We start from the raw sequence: 19,703 nt of genomic DNA, 5'->3' as shown, positions 1-19,703 counted from the left end.
TCCAGAGATCAGGCGTCGATCGCACGGGCTTCGTCTGCCAGCATGACCGGAATTCCGTCGCGGATCGGGAAGGCGAGCTTGGCCCGGGGGCTGATAAGCTCCTGGGTCTCGCGGTCATAGGTCAGCGGTCCTTTGGTCAGAGGGCAGACCAGAAGGGAGAGGAGGCGGGGATCGAGTTCAGTCGTCATGACTATTCCATGCCCCTCTCAAGCAGATCCAGCAAGAGCCCGGCGCGTTCATCCAGCGTCATGGCTTCCAGCAGGGACTGCTTTTCCACTGGCGTGAATGGCACGAGCATCGGCAGGACCACCAGCAGCGTCTCATCATCCATATCTTCTATCAGCGGCCAGCTTGCCTGAAGGTCGCGGGAATCGAGATAGGTCTTCAGGCCTTCCAGCAGCAGATCGCGGTTGATCGGCATTGGATCTTCTTCGACCAGATCCGCAGCGAACGGGGTTGCATCAATGATCCCTTCACGCCATCCGCGTTCTGTCGGAGTTTCACGGATCAGACGGAAGCGCGAAATTCCGAGCAGGGTGACGGTGAAGGTGCCGTCCACATGTTCGGCAAATTCCGTAATGCGGCCCAGCGTTCCCGTCCGGTAGAGCAGGGAGTGCTCGTCCGTGTCAGGGTCCATGAGGGGCTGGATCACGCCGATCATCCTGCGTCCGGCCAGTGCATCCTCCAGCAGCGCCACATAAGGCGCTTCAAAGACCAGCAGCGGCAGATGCCCGCCTGGCAGCAGCAGCGCGCCTGACAGCGGAAACAGGCCGACGCGCGGCGGAATATCCGCAAGCGTCAGTTCCGTCAGGGGCGGAGCGCGCCGGGGAAGCTCGTCCGGAAAATCGTCCGACAGCGCGTTCGGTACGTCGTCAGGCGGGAGATCGGGTGTTTCGGTCATCGGCTCACGAGAACAGAAGGGAAGAAAGTTTGCGTCTTGCCGCCAGCGTATCAGGGTCTGTGTGTCCCCACGCCTCGAAAAAGCGCAGAAGCTCGGTTTTTGCCGCGCCATCGTTCCAGTCCCGGTCGGTGCGGAGAATGTCCAACAGCGTATCGGCGGCCTGTGCCCGCTGACCGGCTCCATTGAGAGCCGCGGCCAGTCTGAGGCGCAGATCGAAATCATCGGGCGCTGCGGCGCTCTGCTGGCGCAGGGCGTCGAGTTCTGAGGCGGCTTTGGTGCCCTCCACATGCAGCGCCAGCGCGGCACGGGCGCCTGTGATTTCCGGATGAGTGTCCAGCTTGGCCGGGACCTGCGAGGAAGCATCTTCGGCGGCTTCCGGTTCGTTCAGGGCAATCAACGCACGGATCATGCCGCCCCAGCCTTCCGGGCTTTCCGGTTCTGCTTCCAGAAGCTGCGAGAACAGACCGGCTGCCTGATCCGCATGGCCGTCTGAAAGGGCCTGACGCGCCGCCGCCAAAATTTCCGTGGCGGGCATGACGTCTCCAGCCAACTTGAGGAGAGACTCCACGAAGCGGCGGATTTCACTTTCCGGCTGGGCACCCTGAAAAAGATCCAGAACCTGCCCTTTCCAGAATGCCACGACGACAGGAATGGACTGGAGCGGCAGTCCAAGCTGTTCGAGCTGGGCTGCGAGGGCTTTGTTGGCTTCCACGTCCACCTTGACGAGTCTGACCCGCCCGCCGGCCGCGCGGACGACTTTTTCCAGAACGGGCGTCATCTGCCTGCACGGACCGCACCATGGCGCCCAGAAATCCACCAGAACCGGAATCGTGCGGCTGGCTTCCACGACATCTGCCATGAAGCTGGACTGATCGGCATCAATGATGGTGGCGGTTGTGCCTGCCGGGGGTGTTTGGGTGGATTGGCCGATCAGGTGTTCGTCGAATGTGCTGCTCATGGGGGCGGGGACCGTTCGCTGGGAAGACAAGTTCCCTGAAAGATCGGATGTGTCTGCCTTGGGTGCAAGTCCACACCATGTCAGAGGGGGCGGGGAAGTGGATATTGCATCAGAATCGAAAAATCCCTCTTGCGCGGTTTTGTTGATTCGGTCATAAGCCCCTCCACGGAGTGCGGGTGTAGCTCAGGGGTAGAGCACAACCTTGCCAAGGTTGGGGTCGTGGGTTCGAATCCCATCACCCGCTCCAGTGAAAAAAAGGCACCTTCGGGTGCCTTTTTTCGTTTCTGCATTCTGCGATCAAAGTGACGTTCGAAGGGTCTCTTCTCCTCTTGCGCTGAGGCTCTGATTCGGCCATAAGCCCCTCCACGGAGTGCGGGCGTAGCTCAGGGGTAGAGCACAACCTTGCCAAGGTTGGGGTCGTGGGTTCGAATCCCATCGCCCGCTCCAGATTTTCCAAGGAAAATCAGGCGGTTAAAGACGTTCCTTCGGGACCGTTTTTTGTTTACAGTGTGCCGTAGCACAGGAATGTAAGCATTTTGTAAGCAGCCCGGAGCAAATCGGGGGTGGCTACGGCGTAGCGTGCCGAATCCCGTGGCACACATCGTCAGGATGTTCGGGCGGGTGATGTTCATAAGTAGAACAGCGCTCTTGAACGAGATGCCGGCTAACAAGAGTATGGCAAAGGCCGTCATGCCTGTGCTCCTGGCCGTTTCGCGATGCTCGTGACCCATGCATGCAGGGCGGAGGCCTCGTCTGGCAATGCCAGCTTCAGTCGGCTACGGGCGAAATCCAGCGTGACGAACGCGGTGATGTCAGCGATCGAGAAGGCATTGCCCGCGACATAGGGTACATCGCGCAGCCGGGTGTCCAGATCGGCCATGAAATCGGCCAGCCTCTGACGGCCGCGCGCGGTAAGCTCGGGGATTTGCGCATAGCCGTGTGGTCCGACCAGTGCGCGGCCCGACAGTCCCGGCAGGCTGTTCCGTACGGCTTCCATCGCGGCAAGATAGCCGTCGATCTCCATGCGCCGGTCCCACATGCCGATGATGGCGCGTTGTTCTCGCGTCGCGCCCATCAGAGGGGGATCGGGATGCAACTCCTCCAGATAACGGCAGATGACGGGCACCTCGCTGATCGCGGTGCCGTCGTCCAGTTCCAGGACGGGAACGGTGCAGGAGGGGTTAAGGAGGCGGAACGTGGGCGCGAACTGCTCGTGCTTCGCCAGATCAACTGTAACGATAGGAATCGTCAGCCCTTTCTCGGCGATGAAGAAGCGCACACGCCGTGGATTGGGGGCGGTGGGGTAGTCGTAAAGCTTCATGGCAATGCTGCGCGCGGGTGATGAGAGGGCGGAGACTCCGACTGTTCCCGGATGGTCGCGAGCATGCGGCGGCGGATCAGGCCGCTGACCGGACGGATCAGATACCAATAGGGCGTGAAGCGACGCCTGGCCCGGTCCATGGCGCAAAACACGCGGGTTTCCGTCACCAGCAACTGGGTACCGTGTGGTCCCGGCTGGATGGAGAAGCCCAGAGCGAGCTTGCAGACGTCATCATGGCAAGGGGTGAGAAAAGCGTCCGTTGTGGGAATGTCGCACAATCCGTAATCCGCCCGCCAGAACGCGCCGACGAGGCCGTAGACCAGGGCGGCATCGCCTCGCCGTTCCAGCAGCGTGAAGTCGGTGAGGTCCAGATTCCGTTGCCGCGCATGGCCTAACAGCCGGGCGGGCATTTCGCGCAGGCGGATGGCGGCACGAACCAGCGGATCGTCCTGATTCCGCCATGCAGCCACCGCGTTCATGATGCGACTGGCCGGGGCGGAGATATCGACACTGTGTCGCTCGCTGAAATCGAAGCGCGGGATGAATTCGTCCAATAGGTTCATCATGCTTCCATTTCTCTTCGGCGAGGTGGTACATTAGCGCACTATGCCACAAGAGCATTTTGCGCCGCAGCGCGGATATTGCGATGGCTTCATGGCGAAGGCAGAGAGTAACGTCATAATATATCGTGAACGAATTATTGTTGCAGACTTGAAAGCACAATGACTGGATTTTGGCAGGTCATGCCGAAGGTCTTCAAAAAATCGGGATAGACAGAAAATGTCGGTTCGGCGACCACCTCTCGATCTGCGGGAATTGCTGTTCGTGCGTGTCATCGCGAGGGAGGGAAGTATCCATGGAGCCGCACGGGCGCTGGGAGGCAAACAATCTGCCGTAAGCCGGTCCTTGCGGTTACTGGAAGAGCGACTTGGCGTCTCCCTTTTTCGACGCACGTCGAGCGGTGCCCGGCTCACCCCGGCGGGAGTTGCCTTTCTGCGAGAGGCTGAGAAGTTGCTCGATGGAACAGTCGGACTGTACGAGCGCACGCGGCGTTGGAGCCGGGGCGAGACCGGCGTCATCTCCGTGGGCGTCCAGGGCAGCATCCCACCCGGCCGGATCTCGGCGATACTGGAGTCGTACAGCCTTGCGCAACCCGGTATCTCCTTCACTTATCGGGATAATGCGAAAAAAGAACTGTTCCAGGCCCTGGAACAGGAGGAGATCGACCTCGCGATAATGACGCTGCCCCTGCCCGGCAGCATGGTGGCCACCGTCCCGCTCTGGAGCGATCGTGTCGTTGCGATCATGTCGGCCGAACATCCGATCGCACAGGTCGGAACCGCGTCATGGGCTGAGTTGCATGATGGAATCTTTCTGATCGGCAAGGATGATACCGGCGAGGAACTGCTCGCGCTCTTGATGCGCAAGATGCGGCAGGCGGGATTCGTGCCGGTGACACGTCAGGAGGCGGTCAGAAGCCTGCGGGTCGTCGCATTGGCCGCGAATGGCAGCGGCATCGCTCTGTTGCCGGATGCCTGGCTGGGTTTTCTGCCCGCTGCCATCCGGGAGCGGATCGCGGTAGTGGAAGTCATCGACGGGGACGGATTTTCCCACTTCGCCTATGGCGCGGCTTGGCACCGTGAGCGCTGCCCACCGGCCGCGAGGACAGTCATCCGTTTTCTGGAGCAGCAGGCGACTGCGTTTTAACGGGTGCCCGCCGTGGCTCCTGCCGGAGCTTTCGGAACGCGCGGTCGGAGGTGATAAAGCCACGGATCATGTGCGGTACGAGACGGGCCGGATCGACGGACTGGCCGTTCTGGCTGACCAGGGCAGCATAAGCGACGAGATCGCGATGCAGGTCCGCAGGCAGGTCCACGGTGACACGGACCGGCTTCTCGTCGGGAATTTCGGTGATGCGCAGCTTCGTCATGGAGCCGGTTCCTTTGGGTGCCAGGGTTTCAGGACAAGGTCGCGATTCAGGATAAGCGTGAACGGCAGGCCCGGGCGGTCTGTCAGCGTCGGCTGAATATTCAGGCTGCGATCAATCAGCCGGTTGCCGACCATAGAAAACCCGTTGCTCGCGCCGGAGCGGATGGCCTGCATCAGGTTGTTCTCGTTCCATGACGTCCCGGCCTCGGAGCCCACGCTGAGGAGGGTCGTGACGAGGGCCGCCTTGAACAGTTGCCCCCAATGATTGTTCACCTCATCGGACAGGCCAGACTGGCCGATGGCGTCGCCACCGGGCAGCTTTTCCAGGACGAGGCTTTCGCCATTCGGATAGATCAGCCGCGTCCAGATGATCTGGGTGCGCTGCTGCCCGAAGGAAATGCCGCTGTTATAGGCTCCGAACAGGGTGCTACCCTGCGGGACGAGCAAGAACCGGCCTGTCGGACTGTCATAGACGTTCTGGGTCACATGCCCCACGATCTGGCCGGGCAGATCGGAACTGATCTTCGTGTTCAGCGCGCCGGCAATGACGGTCCCGGCCTGGAGCATATAGGGCGAGGCGGGAGATACGATCCGGTCCGGGCTGACCGTCGCGCGATCCGGCTGACCTGCCAGAAAGGCGCGATTGCCGGTCTGCTGGTCGGGGCCGGTCGGTGATGCCTGTGCTCCGGGAGCGGTGGCCATGACCGGAATCGTCTGCGCAGCCTGGCCCTCCCGCGCCTCGATCTGCGCGAAGAGCCTGCTGGTGCGTGCCGCCTCGATCTCCTGATCGCCACGCCGGTCTCCCATGCCGGAAACCGGTCCCGCGCGACCGTTCCGCTGTGCATCGAGGATCGGCTTGCCGAGATCGCCGGGCAAAGGCGGCCCGAGTTTCGGGGTGGCGGTATAGTCATTGGGGAGTGCGGCCAGCCCGTCGGCCGAGGGGCGGGTGTCGGTGTCCTGTGCCCCCTGGAGCGGCCCCTTCTGCGCACCATTTTGCAGCGCGTAGCCCAGCGCAAGACCGATCGCGAGCATCCCCGCACCACCCAGCGTCCAGATGACGGGGCGCGAGAGCCGGACCACCGGCGGACGCTGCGCGCGCAGCCGCAGATCGGGAGAGGGCGGCGGGGATGATGGTCCTGTTCCGCTTCCGCTTGTGGTGGCTCCCGTATTCCCTTCCGGGCGCTCTTCCGCGCCGCTCATGACTTCCTGCCATCCGTGCGCACGATCCGTACCCGCTGCTCGGAATGCCTGTCGCCCAGCCGCAATTCGGCGGCGGCAAACAGGCGATCGACGATCATCCAGTTCTGCCGGACGCGGTAGTTCACCAATTCCGGCCCGCCATCGGCCCCCAACACGAACAGCGGCGGCAGTTCGCCCTGCCCGATACCGGACGGAAACGCGATATAGACCTTGTGGCCATCGTCAAACGCCCGGCTGGGCAGCCAGGGCGGCGTGCCACCTTTCACCGGCTGAATAGCGTAACGGAAATTCAGCGCATTCAGATCCAGCCCCGCATCCACCGGGGCTGCATCATCGGCGTCGCTGTCCTGCCGATGCAGGGCAATCAGGTCGTCCTCGGGATAATCCCAGGACACCGACGCCATATAGGTCGTGGGTGTCGCCCGCAGTTCGGCAAGGTAGCTCCTCCGGTCGGTATTGACGATCAGATTGGTGATGAGATCCGGTCGCGTCGGCTTGACCAGGATATGCACGCGCCTGGTCGTGCCCGCGCCACTGGTGGTATCGCCGACGATCCAGCGCACGGTATCACCCACCGCGACCGGGCCGGTACCCACCAGTTTTTCACCCGGCTGGAGCATAACGTCGGTGATCTCGCCGGGCGAAGCATAGACCTGATAGAGCGCTCCCGCGCTGTAGGGGTAAACCTGCACCGCGTTCACGTAACCGGCCCGCGTCGGCTGGATGCGAGCGGCAAGATTGGCCTGGGTCACGCGCACGGTAGGGTCAGCCGCCTCGGGCACGACATGGGTACGCCGTAAGGGCGGAAGCGGCTTGAGCTGGCCCGGCAGCGGGAGTGGCTGTGGCACCTCCGCCACCCGCACAGGCTTCGGCGGATCAGGCAGGAGCGTGGCCTGGGCCGCGTCGTCATATCGTATGACGGGTGGATGGTACTGTTGCGCGCAACCCGCCAGGGGCAGGGTTAGCAACGGCAAAGCACGAAGAGCGCGACGGATCATTGCCCGAGTTCCTTCGACCAGTTGATGGCAGAGACGTAGATTCCAAGCGGGTTTTTCCGAAGATGATCAGCGTCGCGCGGCGTGCGCAGAACAACCGACACGATGGCGGTCCAGCGTTCGGTGCCGGTGAACGCGCCGTCACGGTAATGGCGCTCGGTCCAGGCGACGCGGAAGCTGGCGGGCGAGGCCCGGATTACCGAAGCGATGTCCAGCTCGACCTGCTCGTGCCCGATCCGCGAAAACGGATCATTCAGGCGGGCATAATCGTTCAGCGCCACGGCACCAGAAACGCTGGTGAAATTATAGGCGCGCAGCCAGTTATGCCGGACCACGACGGCATCGGATGACAGGGAGCGCACGTCGTGGACGAACTGTGCCAGATACCAGGCAATCTGCGGATCAGCGGGCATGTAGCCGGACGTCGCCGGCGCCACGACCTGCGCCTGACCGAGCGTGTCGACCTGCACGACCCACGGCGTGATGGTGCCGCGCGCGGACTGCCAGACCAGCCCGGCCCCGAGACCTGCGGACAGGAACAGGGAACCGAACGCCATCAACCGCCAGTTGCGGGCCTGCACACGGGCCGAGCCGATGCGCTCATCCCAGATCTGTGCGGCTTTCTGGTAGGGCGTGACGGGCTCGGGCGTGGTCCCGTAGCGTGTTGTGGAGCGACGGAACATCATTCTTTCTCCGAGAGATCGATGGACGTGGACCCGCCCCCGCCATCGGCGGAGCGGATGATATGGGCGGCCTCGGCAGCATGGGTGGCGGCGTTGCGGCGCTTCATCTTTCGCGCCCAGCGGGGCGGCTTGCCGTCGGAGCCGTCGCCGCCATCGGGGCCGCCGCCAGGGTTACCGCTACCGGCAGGCCCGGTACCGGGATCACCTCCGCCGCCGGACGGGCCTGAAGATCCACCGTCACCCGATGGCCTATCGCCTTCTCCGCCGGCGCCCATCGCACCGGCGGCCCAGCGTCCGCCAGCAGAGTAGCTTTCCTTCAACGAGGATGTTGCCGCGCCGACCTTGTTCTTCACGGCGTTCATCGCAGCACCACCAGCGGCGCGACCGACATTGCCAGCCGCCGACGCCATGCCCGCCGCGCCGGTCTGTCCGGCTGCTCCCATGGAGTAGGCTGTCGTGGCGGCACCTGCGACGGCAGCCCCGCCGCGCGCTGCCGCGGCCGTCGCACCAAGCGCGGCAGCGCCCCCAGACGCCAGGGCAGCGGGCGCGGCAACAGCCGCAGCACCCATCGCGCCCACCGCCATTGCGGTTCCGGCCGCTGCCCCGGCACCAAGCTGCGGGGCACCGGAGATCAGCCCATTGGCGAGAGAGCCGCCGAAAATGGCGAGACCCACGATGCAGAGCGACGCCAGAACAACGGACAGCGCCTGGCCGATGGTGGGCGCACTATCACCGTAGGACGTCGTGAACTGCCTGAACAGCACGGAGGCGATGGCGGAAATGACCGCCAGCACCATGATCTTCACACCGGACGATACGACATTGCCCAGCGCCTTCTCGGCCAGGAAAGCGGTGCGATTGAACAGGGCGAACGGGATCAGCACGAAACCGGCTAGGCTGGTCAGCTTGAACTCGACGATCGCCACGAAGAGTTGCACCGCGAGAATGAAGAAGGCCGCCAGCACGATGAACCAGCACAGGACCAGGACGAGGATCTGCACGATGCTGGCCAGCGCACCGAACGAAAACGCCAGTTTACTCGCCGCATCCAGAAGCGGTTGCGCGGCATCGAGCCCGGTCGCCGCCAGTCGGCCGGGGTGCATGAAGTCCGCAATTGCCAGCGTGCCGCCGCCGGCCTTGAGACCGAGGGCCGCGAAACTGTTGAAAACGATCCCCGACAGGCCGCTGAAATGGTCGATGATGAAGGCAAAGAAGCCGATATACAGCGTCTTCTTCACGAGACGCTGGACGATGTCCTCGTCGGCCGCCCACGCCCAGAACAGCCCCGCCAGCACGATGTCCAGCACCGAGAGCGAACCCGCGAGCGACACCACGCTTCCCCGGACCAGACCGAAACCGCTGTCGATCGTGGTCTCGAAGGTATTCAGGAAGCCGTCGATGATGCCGACATTGTCGCTCGCCATTGCTCAATATCCAGAACTTGGGATGGCGACGGCCTGGGGAACATAGGCGTCATACTGCGAGAAATGCTGATATTGGGCTTCCGCACCGGCCTCGTTCGCCGCCTGTCGCGCCCGTTCGAGGTCCGCGGCCCGGCCATTAGCCGCGAGTTCGGCCTGGATGTCGGAAAGCTGGCGAGACTGAAGCGCGAGAAGCTGGTTTCCCGCCTGTGCGGCCTGTAGCGCCCCGGCCGAACTCTGGCTCGCCGAGACCAGTTGCGTCATGGCCGAGCTGTCGCTCGGGATATTTCCTACCACCCGCGCCTGAAGCTTCAGGGCATCCTCGAACCCACCCACGGAATTCTGCCACCGCGTCTGCGCCTGACTGAACAGGGCGCAGTCTGACATGCCTGACGATAACGATGTGTATGACTGCTGGTACTGCTGCTCAACGGACTGGACGCTGTATGCGATATTCTGCGCCTGCGCGAGCAACGCCGTCGTCTGGGAAATCGTCGATTGCAGCGTCGACAGTGTCGAAAGCGGGAGGCTCGCCAGATTGCGACCCTGATTGACCAGCATCTGCGCCTGATTGGCCAGTGACGTGATCTGGTTGTCGATCTGCTGGAGCGTGCGCGCCGCGATCAGCACGTTCTCGACATGGTTCGCGCCATCATACACCGCCCATTGGGCATGGGCGGATTGAGAAGCAGAAACCGTAAAAGCAACGACCATAACGACAGGAATCAGACGATATCTCACGGCACCTCCCCTTCCCGCAGAAGATCAGCCGCCCACATGACATCACGCGCCTCGAACCAGGCGGGCAGGAACCCAACCCGCCCGTGCTCCGCCAGCACCCGATCGATCAGCCTGTGGTCGTCCTTGCCGGAGGCCGCGCACAGCGCCAGGGCGACAGGGCCGAGCCCCAGTTCGAACAGCCGGTTCCCCCGCTGGGTCTGGCAGTAATATTCCCGCTTGGATGCCGCGCGGGCGATGATGGCGATCTGCCGGTCATTCAGCCCGAAGTCGCGATAGATGGCCGCGATCTGTGGCTCGATCGCCCGTTCGTTGGGCAGGAAGATCCGGGTCGGGCAGCTTTCCACCACGGCAGGCGCAATGCGGGAATTGGCGATATCGGACAGCGACTGGGTGGCGAAAATCACCGATGCGTTCTTCTTGCGCAGCGTCTTTAGCCACTCTCGGAGCTGGCCGGCAAAGTCCCCGTCATCCAGCACCAGCCAGCCTTCGTCGATGACCAGCAGCGTCGGCCTCCCGTCCAGTCGCCCTTCGATGCGGTGGAACAGGTACGACAGAACGAATGATGCCGCGCTGGAGCCGATCAGCCCTTCGGTCTCGAACACCACGACATCGGCGTCACCCAGACGTTCGGCGTCTGCATCGAGCAGGCGGCCATAAGGACCACCGAGGCAGTATGGGGCCAGAGCCTGCTTCAAAGCGTTGGATTGAAGCAGTGCTACCAGCCCGGACAATGTACGTTCCGGCACAGGCGACGATGCCAGGGAATTCAGCGCCGACCAGAGGTGAGACTTCACCTCGGGGGTCAGCGTTACCCCTTCACCGACAAGGATCTGCCCCAGCCATTCACTGGCCCATTTGCGCTCGTCGGGATCGTCAATCTGTGCCAGCGGCTGAAGGGAAACGGCGGAATGCCCATCGCCCTCGTCCGTCAGCCCGCCTCCAAGATCGTGCCAGTCCCCGTCCATCGCCATCGTCGCCGCACGCATGGACCCGCCGAAATCGAAGGCAAAAATCTGCGATCCCGCATAACGCCGGAACTGGAGCGCCATCAGCGCTAGCAGGACAGATTTGCCAGCTCCTGTCGGTCCTGCGATCAGCGTGTGGCCGACATCGCCGACATGGAGCGAGAAACGAAACGGTGTAGCGCCCGCCGTCCTGCCGTAGAAAAGAGGCGGGGCGTTGAAGTGGGTGTCGCGCTCCGGTCCAGCCCACACCGCTGACAGCGGAATCATATGCGCCAGGTTCAACGTCGAGACGGGTGGCTGGCGCACATTGGCATAGATATGGCCGGGAAGAGAGCCGAGCCATGCCTCCACGGCGTTGAGGCTTTCCGCCATGCAAGTGAAGTCGCGGCCCTGGATGATCTTTTCGACCAAACGGAGTTTTTCTGTAGCGATGGAAGCGGAACCATCCCAGACCGTTACCGTGGCGGTGATGTAGGCCTGCCCGACGTCATCAGCACCGAGGGACTGCAAGGCAAGGTCCGCATCCGCCGCCTTGTTGGCGGCGTCGTTATCCACCAGAACCGACGCCTCGTTGGTCATCACCTCCCGAACAATCGCCGTAATGCTCTTGCGCTTTGCGAACCACTGGCGACGGATTTTTATCAGCACTTTCGTCGCATCCGTCTTGTCCAGCAGGATCGCGCGGGTGGACCAGCGATAGGGCATCGCCAGCCGGTTCAGGTCATCCAGGATTCCGGGAAAGGTCCGCGACGGGAAACCGGTGATCGTCAGCGTTTTCAGGAAGGCATCGCCGAGTTTTGGCTCCAACCCGCCCGAAAGCGGCTGATCGACCAGCAGCGCGTCAAGATGCATAGGGATTTCCGGCACCCGGACACGCTGGTTCCGCGTCGAAATGGTCGAATGTAAATAGGTCAGCGTCTCACCGTCATTGAGCCAGGTGGCCTCGGGCATGAAACCGTCCAGCAACGCCAGCATCCGGTCGGAGCGATCCACGAACGCATGGAGCATGCCGTGTGGGTCCGGCCCTTCGCGCTCCCTGCCCTCGAACAGGAACCGGGCAGCGCGATCAGATGATTCCGCCGGTGGCAGCCAGACAAGGGTCAGAAAATACCGGCTCACGAAATGTGCGCCCTCATCCTCGAACTGCTCACGCCGTTCCAGATCGACCATGTGCGAGGCGGCATCCGGAAAATCGCTCTCGGGATAGAGTGTGGCCGGGACGCGCTGCGCCTCGACGAACACCGCCCATCCGGAGCCCAGACGGCGGAGATTACTGTTGAGCCGTGCGGTGACACCGACCAGTTCGGCGGGCGTGGCGCTGTCCATATCGGGGCCACGGATGCGCGCCGTGCGCTGGAAACTGCCGTCCTTGTTCAGGACCACACCCTTTTCGACCAGCGCGGCCCAGGGCAGGAAATCAGATAGAAGGGCACTGCGATTACGGTACTCGCCAAGGGACATCATGGCCGATCTCCCCTATGCCCGCAGCCAGGCGGGATAGCGGAGATGCCGCCGCCCGACCTCGATGAACAGCGGATCGCGTTTCGCGCCCCAGAGCGCCAGCCCGTGGCCGACGATCCAGAAGGCGGCCCCGATCAGCCAGAGACGCAGGCCGAGTGTTATGGCCGCCGCCAGCGTGCCATTGGCGATGGCCACGGCACGGGGAGCGCCACCCAACAGGATCGGGTCGGTCAGGGAGCGATGCACCGGGACATGAAAGCCCGGCACCGCGTCATCGTCGTATCCCGCCATCAGATCAGCGCCCCGCCCGAGAAGGAGAAGAACGACAGGAAGAAGCTGGACGCCGCAAAAGCGATCGACAGGCCGAAGACGATCTGGATCAGGCGGCGGAACCCACCCGATGTTTCCCCGAACGCCAGGGTCAGACCCGTGACCGTGATGATGATCACCGAGATAATCTTGGCGACCGGTCCCTGCACGGATTGCAGGATCTCGTTCAGGGGCGTTTCCCACGGCATGTCCGACCCGGACGCCAGGGCCGAGGAACACCATGCGACCGAAAGCAGCAACATGGCGGAAATGGCGGGCGCGTGCCGACGCACGCGGATTATGGCATGGGTCATTGGGAATCTCCCGAATTCTGGAAGGGATGAATGCGATAGGCGCCGGTGGCGGGATCGAGCCCGTCCACGGTGGCGAGTTCGGAGAGCCGGCGGGCATTGCCTCGCCCGGACAGGACAGCGATCACGTCGATGGTGTCCGCGATCATGGCGCGTGGCACCGTTACCACCGCTTCCTGGATCAGTTGTTCGAGACGGTAGAGAGCGGCGAGCACTGATCCCGCATGCAGCGTACCGATGCCGCCCGGATGGCCGGTGCCCCATGCCTTGACCAGATCAAGGGCTTCGGCACCACGCACCTCACCGATGGGAATACGGTCGGGACGCAGGCGCAGACCGGACCGGACGAGATCCGACAGCGTGATGACCCCTTCGCGGGTCCGCAGGGCAATGAGATTGGGCGCCATGCATTGCAACTCGCGCGTGTCCTCGATCAGGACGACGCGATCGCCGGTTTTCGCGACCTCGGCCAGCAGGGCGTTGACCAGCGTGGTCTTGCCCGTGGATGTGCCGCCTGCGACCAGGATGTTCTTCCGTTCCGAAACAGCGCGGCGCAGAGACACCGCCAGCCCTTCTGTCATGATCCCGGCGGCGACATAGTCATCGAGGGTGAACACCGCGACGGCGGGCTTGCGGATCGCGAAACTGGGGGCCGTCACCACGGGCGGCAGCAATCCCTCGAACCGTTCGCCGGTTGGCAACTCGGCCGAGACACGGGGCGCACCCTCATGCACCTCAGCCCCGACGTGGTGTGCAACCAGACGCACGATGCGCTCGGCGTCGGCAGGTGTGATGGTTTCGCCCGTGTTGGCCATGCCCTCTGACAGCCGATCGATCCACAGCCGCCCATCGGGATTAAGCATGACCTCGACCACAGAGGGATCGGCAAGGTGCCGGGCAATCGCCGGCCCCATCGCTGTGCGCAGCATGGACACGCCGCGCACTCTGGCCCCTTCATGGATGACGGAAACCGACATGACCTTCCCCCGTATGGGCCGCACGCGACGGACGAACAGCGACGGGGATCATTAAGAAAGGCTGGAAACAGCGCGTTTCAACAAGAATTCAGAGGTCGTAGAACGGCGGCGAAACACAGGGCAAAAATACTTGCGGGGTGCGGATTTTACGCCTCCGGTTCATCCCGTGCGCCGGGGTCCAAAACATCCTCCGGGATTTCCTGCTGGAGTCTTGGCCCCTGGGCCAGCCTACGGCCGAGGGCGGCGACAAAATTATCGTAGCGCACCCCGGCCTGCGCGCGCGCCGCCTTCGCGGCCGGTTCGGGCAGCGGCGGGGTCGTGGTCAGCCAGAAACGGATGAACAGCGCTAGTGTCTCCACCGTGATGCCGATATCGCGCTCCAGCCGCGCGAGACGTCGGTCCTGCCGGTCGAGGCGCTTCGATGTAGCAGCCTCGCGGCGCTCTTCCCCGTCGGGCGAGAGGAAGGAAGCAACGGCGGCCTCGACGATCAGCGACATCGGCTGAGCGCGTCGCGCGGCATAGGCAGACAGGGTCTTCATCACATCGGGATCGAGATAGACGGAGATCTGGGCCTTCTTTTTCGGTATCGCCATGTCTGCCTCACAGTCCAAGCTCATCGCCACGGTCGAGCGACGCCTGCCGGGCGATGCCGCGCCTGAGATCGTTCATCCGGTTGTTGCGGGGCGCGATGTCGTCGAACTCATCGACCGGATCGGGCGTGAACTCGTTCTCCATCGGCTCCTTTTTCTCGACAGTGCCTTCGTCCAGTTCGGGCTGATGGCGTCGGGCGGACTGCTTCGGGTCTTCTTCCTCATCGTCCCCTGTCCGCGTTTCGGCCGCCGCATCGGGTGCCGGCGGCCTGGGCGGCAGGGGACGGCTACTCCAGTCGTCCGGGCACCCATCCTTCGGGGGCGTAGGCTTTGGCGGCGGCAGAATGCGTTCCTGGAAGCGCGCATCCTCGAAGTAACGGGCCTTCTTCGCACGGATCGGATAGAGGCCGGAGGCCATGACGATCTCATCCGCTGGCGGGAGCTGCATGACTTCTCCCGCCGTCAGCAGCGGGCGTGCCGTCTCCGAGCGCGAAACCATCAGATGGCCCAGCCAGGGCGAAAGACGGTGGCCCGCGTAGTTCTTCATCGCCTTCATCTCGGTGGCGGTCCCGAGCGCGTCGGAGACACGTTTTGCCGTCCGTTCGTCGTTGGTGGCGAAGCTCACCCGGACATGACAGTTGTCGAGGATCGAATTGTTCGGCCCGTAGGCCCGCTCGATCTGGTTGAGGGACTGGGCGATCAGGAAGCTCTTGATCCGGTAGCCCGCCATGAAGGCCAGCGCCGATTCAAAGAAATCCAGCCGCCCGAGGGCCGGGAATTCGTCGAGCATCAGCAGCACACGTCGCCGCCGCGCCGCGGCATCAAGGTCTTCCGTCAGGCGCCGGCCGATCTGGTTCAGCACCAGACGGATCAGTGGCTTGGTGCGGCTGATGTCCGACGGCGGCACGGTCAGGTAGAGCGTCACCGGGCGATCGGCGCCGACAATGTCGGCGATGCGCCATTCGCAGCGCCGCGTCACTTCCGCGACCACTGGATCGCGATAGAGGCCGAGGAAGGACATGGCGGTGGACAGCACACCCGAGCGTTCGTTGGGGGATTTGTTCAGCAACTCGCGCGCGGCCGAGGCCACGACGGGATGCGGACCGGCGTCACCGAGATGCTTCGTCCGCATCATCGCTGACAGCGTGGTGGCGATGGGGCGCTTCGGGTCCGACAGGAAATTGGCGACACCGGCCAGGGTCTTGTCGGGCTCGGCGTAGAGGACGTGCAGGATGGCGCCGACCAGCAGGGAGTGCGAAGTCTTCTCCCAATGGTTGCGCTTCTCCAGGCTGCCCTCCGGGTCGACGAGGATATCGGCGACGTTCTGGGCATCACGGACTTCCCACTCCCCACGCCGGATCTCCAGCAACGGGTTGTAGGCCGCGGAGGCTGCATTGGTTGGATCGAACAGCACGACGTGGCCGAAACGGGCGCGGAATCCCGCCGTCAGTTCCCAGTTCTCACCCTTGATGTCGTGGACGATGGCCGAACCGGGCCAGGTCAGGAGCGTGGGGATGACCATGCCGACACCCTTGCCGCTGCGCGTTGGTGCAAAGGTCAGGACGTGCTCTGGCCCGTCATGCCGCAGGTACTCTCGACGATAGCGGCCTAGTACCACGCCGTCGGGGTCAAGCAAACCGGCCTGGGCGATCTCCTTGGCGTCAGCCCAACGGGCCGAGCCATATGTCTCGATCCGCTTCGCCTCGCGCGCCCGCCAGACCGAGAGGCCGATCGCAGTAAGCGCAGCCAGGATGCCGCCCGACGCGGCGATATAGGCACCCCGTGCGAAGACCTCCGGCGCATAGGCGTCATACGCATACCACCACCAGAAGAACGCGGGCGGCAAGTAGAATGGAAACCGCAGGATTATGAACCAGGGTCGCCCGAGTTCGGCCTGGAAGGCCAGCTTCCAAGCGATCCATTCGGTCGCAGCCCACATGGTCAGCAGGATGATCGCCAAGACGACGATGATCTGCCCCCAAAGAATCTTGGTGCCCGACATCGGGAGCCCTCCCTTTTAGAGGAGGAAGGAACGGCGGATTCCTGCGTTCAAGTGCTTTTAAGCGTTGTTCGCAGCCGGGCAAACCAGAGCGAAAAAATACTTGCGCTGTGCGGACAAGGTCCGCCCAGCCGATCCTGGGACACACCGGTAGCAGGCGATTCGGACATAGGGCTGAGCTTCAAAAGCACGGTGACGGCAATGACAATGAGGAATGGACGATCGGCAGCGCAGCCTGCCTTCGGATGGAAAATATGTGAAAAATCATAGTATTATTGTACAAAGAGACTTTTCATTTCTCTGGGAAAGAATAACAGAGTGCTGTGCCTTGTGAAGGCCGTGTTGGCCGGCGCCTGAAATGCTGCGACTTCATTAACCAATACTCTGTTGGTTTCCAAAATTCTTGTTGAATTGACGGATATACATCGCGAAGGTGCTGTGCGCACGTGTGCTTACGGAGGGTGACACGGGGATATCCCATGTGTTATTCTGAAATCGGCGTGTCGAAACGCTTTTTGCAACTGGGCGGCCTCCTATGTCGGGTGGCCTGCCGAATAGAACACCCGGACCTATGGTCCTGCGGTGAACAGCCTTGGCTGTTCTCAGCAGGGGAATAGGCAGGAGGTGGCTACGCCCAGTGCAAAACACCTTTCGACCCGCCCGACGCCAGGCGGGTAACGGGGAGTCACGCCCTCAATTCGCTTCCGTCGTCGTCATGTCGTGCGAGGCGGAGAGCGGATTGGCGATAGAAAAAGATGACGAAATTTCCAATGCGTGTTGTGCGTCAGACATGGCAGACGCCTTGATCCGTTCCTTCGGATGGAGTGGAGCGTGGAACAAAGCTCATGCGCATGTGTTGCGATGTGTTGAGGCGGGTCATAGAGACAGCGCGCAATTCTGGATGAATGTACGAAATATCGTGGATCACCTCACGACGTTGGGGCCGCAGGACCGTGACTTAATTCACTGAACGGTCATAGAAAGTATTCGGAGATGGACATCGATTCTGAGGATCAGATAGTCAAATTCTGGATAAAACAGCATCTTCGCGCGCGGTTTGGCAGCATTATCAATGAGGCCGTTCCTGATGCACTTCTATGTCTTCTTCATGGATCGAACGCGTGTACAGATTTTGAAATTACTGATGATCGGCCGGATCCTGACGGACCGACATCTACCGCACAGGAAGGTTAGTGTGGGATTCAAACGCCATGGTTGGCGACAACGGTGAAATGACATAGACAGAAGAGAACATCGGACATCATGCAGGTGAGGTCTTCGGCCTCTGTCTCTCCATGGGAAAGGACTGAAAATGCGCATCAGCGGCATATCTTCGATTATCGGCAATGCGACACAATCCTCATCAGGAGCCGCAACAGAAAAGACAGGAATTCTGCAATCTTCGTCCCTTGACTTCAGCAACATTTCCGCATCGAACCTGCAAGACGTGAATGCAGAACTTTATGATCAGGGGAAAATTACTCTCCGTCAAAGCGGTGAACTCTCACTACTGGACGGATGGGCACTCCAAGGCGTCAATGGCGGCCAGCTTCGCCAGTCATCCACCGGCAATCTCAATGCCTATTCCTTGCTTGATACAATGATCAACTATCAGGAAACGAACGGCATCGGCGATGTGAAAGATACGGTTGCGTCCCTCAAGGCATTGCGCAGCACTCTCGCAGAGTACGATACGAACAATCAGAATAAAACGACAGTCGTCGCGTGAGATTTCTTTATCCGCAGGGATATCGGATCGTGTGAAGTGCCTAAAGTTCGTGGTTGATAGCAAGTTCTATGCTGGCCGCTGCGCGCGGCAAACGGACGGTCGTAGTCGCGCCCCGGCCGCCGGAATATCCATTCAGTTCTTCGTTAATCGGACATCCTGTGTCGGCGACGCAAGCCAGGCCGCCAGTTGCCTGACCATAGATCGTGCGACGCGGCCTGCCCCCAGCAGAGTGGCGCATGCGGGGCCGCACCAGGATCCATAACCCAGCAGCCAGAGACGTGGCTCCCTGACGGCCTGCTGTCCGTTAACGCGAATCAGCCCGTCCGGCTCGATCACGTCGAGCGGCGCAAATGCGGAGAGCGCGGGTCGGAAGCCGGTACACCAGATGATCGCGTCGATGGCTTCTTCCCGCCCGTCGGGCCAGACGACGCCCGTTGCGGTCATACGTACAAACGGGCGCACCGCGTGGAGCACGCCTCGCTCCATGGCGGCGCGCACAGGTGGTACCATGACGATATCGCCAAAACCGCCGGCAGGCATGGCCGACGGGCCGCCGAGAACGCGAGCGGTCGCCCGCTCGAACAGAACCCGTCCATCCACGTCATCGGGCAGGAAGACGGGGTCATGCAGCGTGACCCATGTTGCCTGGGCGACAAGCGACATCTCCGCCAGGATCTGCGCCCCGGAATTGCCGCCTCCCACCACAAGCACACGCCGGCCAGCAAAGGGCGCGGCATTCCGGTAATGGCTGGAATGGAGTTGCGTCCCGCCAAAGAGGTCATGCCCCGCGACATCGGGAATGAAAGGGGCTGACCACGTACCGGTCGCCCCGATAACCGCACGGCTGAGGAAATCACCTGTGTTCGTCCGGACATTCAGGAGTTTTCCTTCCGCGCGCTCCACGCGATCGACCGATACGGGGCGGTGGATCGGCGGCGCATAGCGCGCCTCATACCGGTACAGATAGTCCAGCACCTCGTCGCGGGTGGGGTAGCTGCCATCGGGCGTGTCGGGCATCGGCCAGCCGGGCAGTGAACTGTAGGACGCGGGTGAAAACAGATGCAGGGAGTCCCAGCCGTGGACCCATGCCCCTCCCGCCTGCGTCCCGTTGTCCAGAATGACGTAGGTCAGCCCGGTCCGGCGCAGGAAATAGGACGCGGCGAGCGCTGCCTGACCGCCGCCCACGATCACGACATCGAACGGTTCCGCCATT

The 19,703-nt window shown here is 62.5% G+C and carries 20 protein-coding genes and 2 tRNA genes; 4 read left to right on the top strand and 18 right to left on the bottom strand.

Annotated features, from left to right (window positions below):
• Positions 1 to 8 precede the first annotated feature (8 nt).
• From HKD21_RS01865 to HKD21_RS01855, 3 genes are read right to left on the bottom strand one after another with little or no spacing between them, the layout of a single operon-like run.
• Positions 9 to 188, bottom strand: coding sequence for a Trm112 family protein (locus tag HKD21_RS01865; RefSeq protein ID WP_194253893.1), 180 nt, complete (start codon positions 186 to 188; stop codon positions 9 to 11).
• Between the two features lie 2 nt (positions 189 to 190).
• Positions 191 to 901: an LON peptidase substrate-binding domain-containing protein gene (locus tag HKD21_RS01860; protein WP_228120713.1), complete on the bottom strand. Its 711-nt coding sequence runs from the start codon at positions 899 to 901 to the stop codon at positions 191 to 193.
• Between the two features lie 4 nt (positions 902 to 905).
• Complete coding sequence (locus tag HKD21_RS01855; RefSeq protein ID WP_194253892.1) at positions 906 to 1,859, bottom strand: thioredoxin family protein; 954 nt, start codon at positions 1,857 to 1,859, stop codon at positions 906 to 908.
• 172 nt (positions 1,860 to 2,031) lie between these two features.
• On the opposite strand from HKD21_RS01855, the gene HKD21_RS01850 reads away from it, so the two are divergent.
• Positions 2,032 to 2,106 (top strand) — tRNA-Gly (locus HKD21_RS01850).
• Positions 2,107 to 2,231: 125 nt separating this feature from the next.
• Positions 2,232 to 2,306, top strand: a tRNA-Gly gene (locus tag HKD21_RS01845).
• A 241-nt stretch (positions 2,307 to 2,547) separates the two neighbouring features.
• Here HKD21_RS01845 and HKD21_RS01840 read toward each other — a convergent pair.
• On the bottom strand, positions 2,548 to 3,180 hold the full coding sequence (locus HKD21_RS01840; RefSeq protein WP_010516374.1) for a glutathione S-transferase family protein: 633 nt from the start codon (positions 3,178 to 3,180) through the stop codon (positions 2,548 to 2,550).
• Complete coding sequence (locus HKD21_RS01835) at positions 3,177 to 3,746, bottom strand: hypothetical protein (RefSeq protein ID WP_010516376.1); 570 nt, start codon at positions 3,744 to 3,746, stop codon at positions 3,177 to 3,179. Before HKD21_RS01835 ends, HKD21_RS01840 begins: the two co-directional genes overlap by 4 nt.
• 214 nt (positions 3,747 to 3,960) lie before the next feature.
• Between HKD21_RS01835 and HKD21_RS01830 the strand changes: the two genes are divergently transcribed.
• A complete protein-coding gene (locus tag HKD21_RS01830; protein WP_010516378.1) occupies positions 3,961 to 4,887 on the top strand; it encodes a LysR family transcriptional regulator in 927 nt (308 codons plus the stop codon).
• Here the strand turns inward: HKD21_RS01830 and HKD21_RS01825 are convergent.
• The 12 genes from HKD21_RS01825 to HKD21_RS01770 all read right to left on the bottom strand — a co-directional run bounded on the left by HKD21_RS01825 (position 4,850) and on the right by HKD21_RS01770 (position 16,764).
• The gene (locus tag HKD21_RS01825; protein WP_010516380.1) at positions 4,850 to 5,110 is read right to left on the bottom strand and encodes a DUF2274 domain-containing protein; all 261 of its coding nucleotides are present in this window, start codon (positions 5,108 to 5,110) and stop codon (positions 4,850 to 4,852) included. The two genes, HKD21_RS01830 and HKD21_RS01825, sit on opposite strands and share 38 nt — an antisense overlap.
• The gene (locus tag HKD21_RS01820) at positions 5,107 to 6,309 is read right to left on the bottom strand and encodes a TraB/TrbI/VirB10 family type IV secretion system protein (RefSeq protein WP_010516382.1); all 1,203 of its coding nucleotides are present in this window, start codon (positions 6,307 to 6,309) and stop codon (positions 5,107 to 5,109) included. Before HKD21_RS01820 ends, HKD21_RS01825 begins: the two co-directional genes overlap by 4 nt.
• Positions 6,306 to 7,307, bottom strand: a complete 1,002-nt coding sequence (gene trbG, locus HKD21_RS01815; RefSeq protein WP_029329730.1) for a P-type conjugative transfer protein TrbG — start codon at positions 7,305 to 7,307, stop codon at positions 6,306 to 6,308. Before trbG ends, HKD21_RS01820 begins: the two co-directional genes overlap by 4 nt.
• Positions 7,304 to 7,987, bottom strand: coding sequence for a conjugal transfer protein TrbF (trbF, locus tag HKD21_RS01810; protein WP_010516386.1), 684 nt, complete (start codon positions 7,985 to 7,987; stop codon positions 7,304 to 7,306). The genes trbG and trbF overlap by 4 nt, the downstream gene beginning before the upstream one ends.
• The gene (gene trbL / locus HKD21_RS01805) at positions 7,987 to 9,411 is read right to left on the bottom strand and encodes a P-type conjugative transfer protein TrbL (protein ID WP_077813798.1); all 1,425 of its coding nucleotides are present in this window, start codon (positions 9,409 to 9,411) and stop codon (positions 7,987 to 7,989) included. Before trbL ends, trbF begins: the two co-directional genes overlap by 1 nt.
• A 3-nt stretch (positions 9,412 to 9,414) precedes the next feature.
• On the bottom strand, positions 9,415 to 10,122 hold the full coding sequence (gene trbJ / locus HKD21_RS01800; RefSeq protein ID WP_194254090.1) for a P-type conjugative transfer protein TrbJ: 708 nt from the start codon (positions 10,120 to 10,122) through the stop codon (positions 9,415 to 9,417).
• 23 nt (positions 10,123 to 10,145) lie between these two features.
• Positions 10,146 to 12,578 (bottom strand): conjugal transfer protein TrbE, encoded by a 2,433-nt coding sequence (gene trbE / locus HKD21_RS01795; protein ID WP_110912913.1) that lies wholly within the window; start codon positions 12,576 to 12,578, stop codon positions 10,146 to 10,148.
• Between the two features lie 12 nt (positions 12,579 to 12,590).
• Positions 12,591 to 12,866 (bottom strand): VirB3 family type IV secretion system protein, encoded by a 276-nt coding sequence (locus tag HKD21_RS01790; protein WP_110912912.1) that lies wholly within the window; start codon positions 12,864 to 12,866, stop codon positions 12,591 to 12,593.
• A complete protein-coding gene (locus HKD21_RS01785) occupies positions 12,866 to 13,198 on the bottom strand; it encodes a TrbC/VirB2 family type IV secretion system protein (RefSeq protein WP_035444205.1) in 333 nt (110 codons plus the stop codon). Before HKD21_RS01785 ends, HKD21_RS01790 begins: the two co-directional genes overlap by 1 nt.
• On the bottom strand, positions 13,195 to 14,124 hold the full coding sequence (trbB, locus tag HKD21_RS01780; RefSeq protein ID WP_031241578.1) for a P-type conjugative transfer ATPase TrbB: 930 nt from the start codon (positions 14,122 to 14,124) through the stop codon (positions 13,195 to 13,197). The genes HKD21_RS01785 and trbB overlap by 4 nt, the downstream gene beginning before the upstream one ends.
• A 194-nt stretch (positions 14,125 to 14,318) precedes the next feature.
• A complete protein-coding gene (locus HKD21_RS01775; RefSeq protein ID WP_023979799.1) occupies positions 14,319 to 14,765 on the bottom strand; it encodes a hypothetical protein in 447 nt (148 codons plus the stop codon).
• 7 nt (positions 14,766 to 14,772) lie between these two features.
• Positions 14,773 to 16,764, bottom strand: a complete 1,992-nt coding sequence (locus HKD21_RS01770; RefSeq protein ID WP_146892499.1) for a conjugal transfer protein TraG — start codon at positions 16,762 to 16,764, stop codon at positions 14,773 to 14,775.
• A 1,309-nt stretch (positions 16,765 to 18,073) separates the two neighbouring features.
• On the opposite strand from HKD21_RS01770, the gene HKD21_RS01765 reads away from it, so the two are divergent.
• Positions 18,074 to 18,490 carry a hypothetical protein gene (locus HKD21_RS01765; protein ID WP_062497118.1) on the top strand — a complete coding sequence of 139 codons (417 nt, stop codon included), beginning with the start codon at positions 18,074 to 18,076 and terminating at the stop codon, positions 18,488 to 18,490.
• Positions 18,491 to 18,622: 132 nt separating this feature from the next.
• On the opposite strand, the gene HKD21_RS01760 is transcribed toward HKD21_RS01765, so the two are convergent.
• Positions 18,623 to 19,702 carry an ArsO family NAD(P)H-dependent flavin-containing monooxygenase gene (locus tag HKD21_RS01760; protein ID WP_062497120.1) on the bottom strand — a complete coding sequence of 360 codons (1,080 nt, stop codon included), beginning with the start codon at positions 19,700 to 19,702 and terminating at the stop codon, positions 18,623 to 18,625.
• Between the last annotated feature and the right edge of the window lies 1 nt (position 19,703).

The sequence above is a fragment of the Gluconobacter cerevisiae genome (genome assembly GCF_015244675.1).
GTDB lineage: Bacteria > Pseudomonadota > Alphaproteobacteria > Acetobacterales > Acetobacteraceae > Gluconobacter > Gluconobacter cerevisiae.
This window is presented reverse-complemented; position numbering and strand designations above follow the sequence as displayed.

Excerpts from the sequence above, each read along its gene's own strand:
- HKD21_RS01865 (WP_194253893.1), bottom strand. The coding sequence starts at position 188 with ATGACGACTGAACTCGATCCCCGCCTCCTCTCCCTTCTGGTCTGCCCT.
- HKD21_RS01860 (WP_228120713.1), bottom strand. The coding sequence starts at position 901 with ATGACCGAAACACCCGATCTCCCGCCTGACGACGTACCGAACGCGCTG.
- HKD21_RS01855 (WP_194253892.1), bottom strand. The coding sequence starts at position 1,859 with ATGAGCAGCACATTCGACGAACACCTGATCGGCCAATCCACCCAAACA.
- HKD21_RS01840 (WP_010516374.1), bottom strand. The coding sequence starts at position 3,180 with ATGAAGCTTTACGACTACCCCACCGCCCCCAATCCACGGCGTGTGCGC.
- HKD21_RS01835 (WP_010516376.1), bottom strand. The coding sequence starts at position 3,746 with ATGATGAACCTATTGGACGAATTCATCCCGCGCTTCGATTTCAGCGAG.
- HKD21_RS01830 (WP_010516378.1), top strand. The coding sequence starts at position 3,961 with ATGTCGGTTCGGCGACCACCTCTCGATCTGCGGGAATTGCTGTTCGTG.
- HKD21_RS01825 (WP_010516380.1), bottom strand. The coding sequence starts at position 5,110 with ATGACGAAGCTGCGCATCACCGAAATTCCCGACGAGAAGCCGGTCCGT.
- HKD21_RS01820 (WP_010516382.1), bottom strand. The coding sequence starts at position 6,309 with ATGAGCGGCGCGGAAGAGCGCCCGGAAGGGAATACGGGAGCCACCACA.
- trbG (WP_029329730.1), bottom strand. The coding sequence starts at position 7,307 with ATGATCCGTCGCGCTCTTCGTGCTTTGCCGTTGCTAACCCTGCCCCTG.
- trbF (WP_010516386.1), bottom strand. The coding sequence starts at position 7,987 with ATGTTCCGTCGCTCCACAACACGCTACGGGACCACGCCCGAGCCCGTC.
- trbL (WP_077813798.1), bottom strand. The coding sequence starts at position 9,411 with ATGGCGAGCGACAATGTCGGCATCATCGACGGCTTCCTGAATACCTTC.
- trbJ (WP_194254090.1), bottom strand. The coding sequence starts at position 10,122 with ATGGTCGTTGCTTTTACGGTTTCTGCTTCTCAATCCGCCCATGCCCAA.
- trbE (WP_110912913.1), bottom strand. The coding sequence starts at position 12,578 with ATGATGTCCCTTGGCGAGTACCGTAATCGCAGTGCCCTTCTATCTGAT.
- HKD21_RS01790 (WP_110912912.1), bottom strand. The coding sequence starts at position 12,866 with ATGGCGGGATACGACGATGACGCGGTGCCGGGCTTTCATGTCCCGGTG.
- HKD21_RS01785 (WP_035444205.1), bottom strand. The coding sequence starts at position 13,198 with ATGACCCATGCCATAATCCGCGTGCGTCGGCACGCGCCCGCCATTTCC.
- trbB (WP_031241578.1), bottom strand. The coding sequence starts at position 14,124 with ATGCTGCGCACAGCGATGGGGCCGGCGATTGCCCGGCACCTTGCCGAT.
- HKD21_RS01775 (WP_023979799.1), bottom strand. The coding sequence starts at position 14,765 with ATGGCGATACCGAAAAAGAAGGCCCAGATCTCCGTCTATCTCGATCCC.
- HKD21_RS01770 (WP_146892499.1), bottom strand. The coding sequence starts at position 16,764 with ATGTCGGGCACCAAGATTCTTTGGGGGCAGATCATCGTCGTCTTGGCG.
- HKD21_RS01765 (WP_062497118.1), top strand. The coding sequence starts at position 18,074 with ATGCGCATCAGCGGCATATCTTCGATTATCGGCAATGCGACACAATCC.
- HKD21_RS01760 (WP_062497120.1), bottom strand. The coding sequence starts at position 19,702 with ATGGCGGAACCGTTCGATGTCGTGATCGTGGGCGGCGGTCAGGCAGCG.